General features: G+C 76.3%; 8 protein-coding genes. 5 read left to right on the top strand and 3 right to left on the bottom strand.

Annotated elements, in window-relative coordinates:
- On the bottom strand, window positions 1-174 hold a 174-nt coding region (locus ACWENR_RS29060), incomplete at its 3' end, for an FAD-dependent oxidoreductase (RefSeq protein ID WP_452280143.1).
- Window positions 175-344: 170 nt separating this feature from the next.
- Here ACWENR_RS29060 and ACWENR_RS29055 point away from each other — a divergent pair.
- The 5 genes from ACWENR_RS29055 to ACWENR_RS29035 all read left to right on the top strand — a co-directional run bounded on the left by ACWENR_RS29055 (window position 345) and on the right by ACWENR_RS29035 (window position 3596).
- Complete coding sequence (locus ACWENR_RS29055; protein ID WP_452280142.1) at window positions 345-875, top strand: GNAT family N-acetyltransferase; 531 nt, start codon at window positions 345-347, stop codon at window positions 873-875.
- Window positions 876-968: 93 nt separating this feature from the next.
- Window positions 969-1448, top strand: a complete 480-nt coding sequence (locus ACWENR_RS29050) for a DnaJ family domain-containing protein (protein WP_452280141.1) — start codon at window positions 969-971, stop codon at window positions 1446-1448.
- 326 nt (window positions 1449-1774) lie between these two features.
- On the top strand, window positions 1775-2605 hold the full coding sequence (locus ACWENR_RS29045) for a nitroreductase/quinone reductase family protein (protein WP_452280140.1): 831 nt from the start codon (window positions 1775-1777) through the stop codon (window positions 2603-2605).
- Window positions 2606-2793: 188 nt separating this feature from the next.
- The gene (locus ACWENR_RS29040; protein WP_452280139.1) at window positions 2794-3162 is read left to right on the top strand and encodes a nuclear transport factor 2 family protein; all 369 of its coding nucleotides are present in this window, start codon (window positions 2794-2796) and stop codon (window positions 3160-3162) included.
- Between the two features lie 68 nt (window positions 3163-3230).
- Window positions 3231-3596 (top strand): DUF1330 domain-containing protein, encoded by a 366-nt coding sequence (locus ACWENR_RS29035; RefSeq protein ID WP_452280138.1) that lies wholly within the window; start codon window positions 3231-3233, stop codon window positions 3594-3596.
- On the opposite strand, the gene ACWENR_RS29030 is transcribed toward ACWENR_RS29035, so the two are convergent.
- Both ACWENR_RS29030 and ACWENR_RS29025 read right to left on the bottom strand, forming a co-directional pair.
- Entirely contained in the window at window positions 3578-3919 is a 342-nt protein-coding gene (locus tag ACWENR_RS29030) for a hypothetical protein (protein WP_452280137.1), read from the bottom strand. The genes ACWENR_RS29035 and ACWENR_RS29030 overlap by 19 nt on opposite strands.
- 12 nt (window positions 3920-3931) lie before the next feature.
- Window positions 3932-6245, bottom strand: a 2314-nt coding sequence (locus tag ACWENR_RS29025; RefSeq protein WP_452280136.1) for a LuxR C-terminal-related transcriptional regulator, incomplete at its 5' end; no start/stop codon positions are given.

Genomic DNA, 6245 nt, shown 5'->3' with positions numbered 1-6245 from the left:
GCCCGGGGGCGTGCCCTCCCGGGCGAGATAGTTGTGCACGTTGCCGGCCGGCGCGTTGCGCGGCTCGCCGCCGTCCACCACCAGCACCGAGCGGCGGGCCCGGGTCAGGGCCAGCGCCCCGCTCAGCCCGGCCGCGCCGCCGCCCACGACCACCACGTCGTACGTCTCGCGCATGGAACTCTCCCTCCGTTCCGGCGGCCCCCGTGCCCGCCGTCGCCCCGACTGTCCGCCGGACCCTGCGCCGGCGGCAAACACCGTTGCCGGAACGGCAAAAGCAGGTGGGTGGGACCGAGGTCACCCCGCCGCGCCCCCACGGCGCGGACCGCGGCGGGCACACTGGGCCGATGCTGCGCGCCCCGGCCACCGCGACCCTGCCGGAACTGCTGTTGCGTCCCTGGCGCGACGACGACGCCGACGCCCTGGTGGCCACGTACCGGGACCCGGTGCTGCGCCGCTGGACCCGGGCGCCGGTGACCACGAACGACGAGGCGCGCCGGTTCGTGGCCGCCGCGCACCGGGACTGGGACGGCGGCGGCCGGTTCAGCTTCGCCGTGGTCGAGCCCGGCCCGACCGGCGAGACGCTGGTCGCGCAGGTGGTGCTCAAGAACGTCGCCGAGGGACGCGCGGACGCCGAGGTCGGCTACTGGACGGCCGCGCCCGCCCGGGGTCGGGGCGTCGCCCCGCACGCCCTGGCGGCGGTCACCGGCTGGGCGTTCGCCCGGTTCACCGGCCTGCGCCGGCTGGACCTGATGCACCAGGTCGACAACCCGGCGTCCTGCCGCGTCGCGGAGAAGGCCGGCTACCGCTTCCAGGAGGTGCTGCCGGCCCGGCCGCCGTTCCCCCGCGACGGCCACCGGCACGCCCGCTGGGCCTGACCCGGGAATGCCGGGCGTCGTCGCGGCGCTGTCGCCTTGCGGCGGCCCCGGCGCCCGGGGCCGCGTTACCGTGGGCGGGGGAGGTGTCGACAGGTGGACAGGTGGGACGCGACGGTCGAGGCCCGGATCCGCTCCGCGCAGGAACGCGGCGAGTTCGACAACCTGCCCGGCACGGGCAAGCCGATCCCTGGTCACGGCCAGCCCTACGACGAGTCGTGGTGGATCAAGAGCTTCCTGGAGCGCGAGGCGCTCCCGACCGACCTGCTGCTGCCGACCCCGCTGCTGCTGCGCCGCCGCATCGAGCAGGTGCCCGACGAGGTGCGCGACCTGCCGACGGAGGAGTCCGTGCGGGCGTTCGTCGCCGACCTCAACGCGCAGATCGTCTCCTGGCTGCGCATGCCCACCGGCCCGCGGGTCGCGGTGCGGCCGGTCGACGCCGACGACGTCGTACGCCGGTGGCGGGCCGAGCGGCGAAGCGCCGCCGCGCCGGACCCGGTCCCCGCGACACCGCCCGCCCCGCCGCGCCGGGCCCGCCGGGCATGGCGGCTGCCCTGGCGGCGCCGGGCGGCGTAGCGCCCCCGAATCCGTTGCCCGGCGCGACGACCGACCACTAGGGTCGCAGGCGTGACTGCCGGGTCGGCCATGGGCCACGAGCGGACAGGGCACCCGGCCGTTCGGTGAGCCGGGGGCGGGCCCGTGGTCCGCCGAGCCGCCGGGGCGGGCCACCGACCCGCCGATGCGCCGCACCCCGCCGGTGTCGACCTCGCGTCCACCGGCCGCGCGCCCCTCCCGCCGCCCACGCCGGCCGCACGCCGGCGCCAGCCGACTCCTCGCCGCCACCCTCGCCGGGCGGGCGATCCACCGTGGCCGCATCCTCGTGCCGAACAGGAAGCAGAGTCTTGCCCAACCACTTCAACCAGCGGATCATCGACGAGTTCCGCGCCAACTCCGGCCGCGTCGGAGGGCCCTTCGAGGGCGCCCGACTGATCCTGCTCACCACCACCGGCGCCCGCTCCGGCGCCCCGCACACCACGCCGGTCGGCTACCTGCCCGACGGCGACCGCATCCTCGTCATCGCCTCCGCCGGGGGCGCCGCGAAGCACCCCGACTGGTACCACAACCTCCTCGCCGACCCGTCCGCCACCGTCGAGGACGGGGTCTTCACCTACCAGGCGCACGCCCAGGTGCTGACCGGGGCCGAACGCGACGAGATCTTCGCCCGGGCCGTGGAGGCCGACCCGGGCTGGGCCGCGTACCAGGCGAGGACGTCCCGGGTGATTCCCGTGCTGGCGTTGCGCCAGGTGGCGGGCGGGCCGCCGAACGCGGCGTCCTGGGGCGCGGCGCTCAAGCTGGTCCACGACGCGTTCCGGCGGGAACTCGCGCTGATCCGCGACGAGGTGGCCCGCTCCGGCCCGGGCCTGGGCGCCCAGTTGCGGGCGAACTGCCTGACCGTCTGCCAGGGCCTGCACCACCACCACCGCAACGAGGACGCCGGCATGTTCGCCGGCCTCGAGCAGCGGCGTCCCGACCTCGCCGCGACGCTGGCCCGGCTGCGCGAGGAACACCGCCGCGTCGCGGCCCTCGTCGACCGACTCCAGCGGGTCATCGGCGAACCCGACGCCGACCCGGCCGAGGTCCGCCGCGAGGTCGAGCGCCTCACCACCGAACTGGAGGCCCACCTGGCGTACGAGGAGGAGCAGCTCATCCCCGTGCTCGACGAGGCCGGCTGACCGCCGCCCGTGACGTTCGCGGGTCGTCGGCGGCGCATGCCGCCGGCGACCCGGGGCGCGGCGCGGTCGCAGTCGTCGGGGACGGCCGGTCGACTGGCGCGGAAGTACCTAAGCACGTCAGATTCCCCGGCCTCCCCGGCTGCCTAACGTGGTGGTCACAAGAGCAACGAGCACTGAGGGAGAAAGCCATGAGCGACACCAACGAGCTGGTCCAGCGCTACATCGCCGCGTGGAACGAGACCGACGCCGCCGAGCGGCAGGCCGTCCTGGCGGAGGTGTTCGCCGAGGACGCGACGTACACCGACCCGCTGGTCTCCGTGCGGGGCAGGGACGGGCTCGACGCCACCATCGCGGCGGTGCAGGGGCAGTTCGGCGGGCTGGTCTTCAGCCTCGGCGGCGCCGTGGACGCCCACCACGACATCGCGCGCTTCACCTGGCACCTGGGGCCCGAGGGCGCCGAGCCGGTCGTCGTCGGCTTCGACGTCGTGGCGATCGGTGCGGACGGCCGGATCAGCCAGGTCCTCGGCTTCCTCGACAAGGTGCCGGCCGGCGTCTGAACACACACCCCCGGGGGCGGGCCGGCGGCCGCCCCGCCCCCGTCGTACCGGAAACAACAGGAGGAACCATGACCGCCTACGTGATCGCGCACCTTCGCGACCCCGAGGAGATGCACCCGGAGGTGCTGGAGTACATGGAGAGGATCCAGTCGACGATGGACCCGTTCGGCGGCCGCTTCGTCGTCCACGGCGGACCGGTCGACGTCCGCGAGGGCACCTGGCCCGGGAGCGTCGTCATGCTCGAGTTCCCGTCGCGGGAGAGCGCCCGGGACTGGTACGAGTCGGACGCCTACCAGGCGATCCTGCCGCTGCGGGCGAACCATCTGGAGGGCGAGGTCATCATCGTCGACGGCGTCGGGCCCGACCACGACTCGGCCGCGATGGCCGCCGGCATCCGGGAGAGCCTCGGCGCCCGTCAGCCGGTGACGTCGTAGTTGAAGCCGAAGGCGCGCACACCGGTCCGCGTACGGGGCCGGTGGCTCGTCTTCGGACCGAACGCGACGTAGCTGCCCGGGCCGTGGACGTGCTCGCCCTCGACGATCTCGCCGCGCACGACGAAGTACGCCTCGCCGTAGGTCTCGTGGACGTCGAGGTCCGGCCATTCGGCGCCCGGGGCGAGGTCGATCACCCACGTCCTGATCCCCGGCATGCCCGGCAGCGCCCGTACGTGGACACCGGGTCCCAGCTCGACCGGCGCGATCGCGTCGACGTCCACGGCGAGGGTCTGTCCCGGTGACACCTGGTCAGGAGTGATCATCGAGACACGATCTCACAGGCCCAGCCGGGCGGCGAGGTCCTTCAGCTCGCCCCGGGAGGCGACGCCGAGCTTGGGGTAGGCCTTGTAGAGGTGGTAGCCGACGGTCCGGTGGCTGAGGAAGAGCTGGGCGGCGATGTCGCGGTTGGACAGCCCCTGCGCGGCGAGGCGGGCGATCTGCAGTTCCTGCGGGGTCAGGTCGGCGGCGGGGCCCGCGGCGGGCCGGGGGCCCCGCTCCTGGGCGCCGGTCGCGGTCAGCTCGCCCCGGGCGCGGTCGGCCCACGGCCGCATGCCGAGCCGGTCGAAGACCTCCAGGGCGTCGGTCAGCGGTCCGCGCGCCTCGGCCTTGCGTCGGGCCCTGCGCAGCCACTCGCCGTGGAGCAGCGCGGTCCGGGCGTACTCCACCGGGCGGCCGTCCTGGTCGTGCAGATCGAGGGCCGCCGTGTAGAACGCTTCGGCCTGGTCGTCGTCGGCGAGCAGCCCGCGGCAGCGAAGCACGAGCGCGTCGGCCCACGGCTGCCGGACCGACCCGGCCCACCGCCGCAGGCGCGCCAGCGGTTCGACGGCCCGCTGCGGCGCGTCCACCCGGACCGCCGCCTCCACCAGGTCGGGAACGGACCGCGTGGCGCAGATGTGGTGGCGCATCGGCTCGCGGGTCAGGCGCTCGAAGCGGGCGAGCGCGGCCTCGGCGCGGCCGAGGCCGAGATCCAGCAGCCCGAGCGACCAGTGCGCCCAGGGCGCGCCGGGGGAGACGGCCCCGACGGTGGCCGCCGCCAGCCCCTCCTCCGCGTTACGCCGGCAGGCCGCCTCGTCCCCCCGGACGGCGTCGAGGTGGGCGAGCACGCTGCTGAACTGGCTGACCCACTGCTGCTGGCCGGTGTCGCGGGCGAGCCGCAGGGCCTCGGTCGCCGTGGCGAGGGCGTCCAGGTAGCGGCCGGTGAACACCTCGCCCTCGGCCATGAAGAAGAGCACCGTCGGCAGCCGCCCGACGCCACCCCGGGAACGGTGCCCGGCGGCGAGCGTGCCCGCCAGCTCGTACGCGTCGGCGTCCTGGCCCAACGCGAGGGCCGCTCCGCAGAGGATCAGCAACGTCTGGTCGGGGGCCCCGCCGCGCCGCCGTACCGCCGCGAGGGTGTCGCCCAACGGCGGAGGCGGCCCGTCCCGTTCCGGGTCGAGGTGGGCGAGGTACGGCCCGAGCGGCGCGAGCGGGTCCGCGTCGGCCAACGGCAGCGCGGCCAGCCGGTCCAGCGTCGCCGCGAGCTGCCGTTCCCCCAGATACCAGGAGGTGTGCACGGCCTGCACGAGCAGCCCGGCGGCCTGTCCCGCGTCGGTGTCGCGCACGAGCCCGGCGCCGTCGAGCAGCGACCGATGGGCGGCGGAGTAGGAGCCCTGCCAGAAGTCCGCGAGCGCCCGCACCTGGGCGACGCGGGCCCGCACCGCCGGGGCGTCGAGTCGCCGGGCGGCCCGGTCCCCGAGGGTCCTGGCTCGCTCCAGATCGCCCGCCTCCAGTGCCGCCTCCGCCGCCAGGGCCTCGCGGCGCGCCCGGGCGGCGGGGTCGACGCTCAGGCGGGCGGCCCGCTCGTACGCCGCCGCGGCCGCCTCGTGTCCGCTGCGTTCGCGGGCGCGGGCGGCGGTGCGCTCCAGCGCGGCGGCGGCCTCCTCGTCGCCGCCGGTGGCGGCTGCCGCCAGGTGCCAGGCGCGCCGGTCGGCCTGCTCGGGCGAGGCGAGGGCGGCGGCGAGCGCGCGGTGGGCGGCGAGGCGTTGCCCGAGGGGCGCCCGCTGGTAGACGACGGCGCGGATCAGCGGGTGGCGGAAGCGGATGGTGGTCCCGTCGGCGTCGCCGCGCCGCACCAGGCCGGCCTCCTCGGCGGGGGAGAGGTCCTCGACGGCCGCCCCCAGCGCGGCGCCGGCGCCCAGGATCACGGCCAGTTCGCCGGCCTCGTCCGCCGCCGCCACCAGGAGCAGGCTCTGGCAGGCCGCCGGCATGCGGCTGACCTGGCCGTGGAACGCCAGTTGCAGGCGACTGGTCAGGGGCAGCGCCCCCGGCGAGAACGCGCTGCCCCCTTCGGCGGCCAGGGCGACGGGCAGCTCCAGCAGGGCCAGCGGATTGCCGCCGGCCTCGGCGAGCAGCCGGTAGCGCACGGCGGGCGCGAGCGGATGCCGGTCGAGCAGGGCGGCGGCCGCATCGGGGGCCAGCCCGCGCAGGCGCAGCTCCGCGAGGCCCTGGGCGGGGAAGCAGCCCTCGCCGTCCCGAGCGGCGAAGATCATCACTATGCCCTCGGCGTGCAGGCGGCGGGCGGCGAACAGCAGCGGTTCGCGCGACGCCCGG

The organism is Micromonospora sp. NPDC004336 (assembly GCF_053602615.1).
This window is presented reverse-complemented; position numbering and strand designations above follow the sequence as displayed.

Excerpts from the sequence above, each read along its gene's own strand:
- ACWENR_RS29055 (WP_452280142.1), top strand. The coding sequence starts at position 345 with ATGCTGCGCGCCCCGGCCACCGCGACCCTGCCGGAACTGCTGTTGCGT.
- ACWENR_RS29040 (WP_452280139.1), top strand. The coding sequence starts at position 2,794 with ATGAGCGACACCAACGAGCTGGTCCAGCGCTACATCGCCGCGTGGAAC.
- ACWENR_RS29035 (WP_452280138.1), top strand. The coding sequence starts at position 3,231 with ATGACCGCCTACGTGATCGCGCACCTTCGCGACCCCGAGGAGATGCAC.
- ACWENR_RS29030 (WP_452280137.1), bottom strand. The coding sequence starts at position 3,919 with ATGATCACTCCTGACCAGGTGTCACCGGGACAGACCCTCGCCGTGGAC.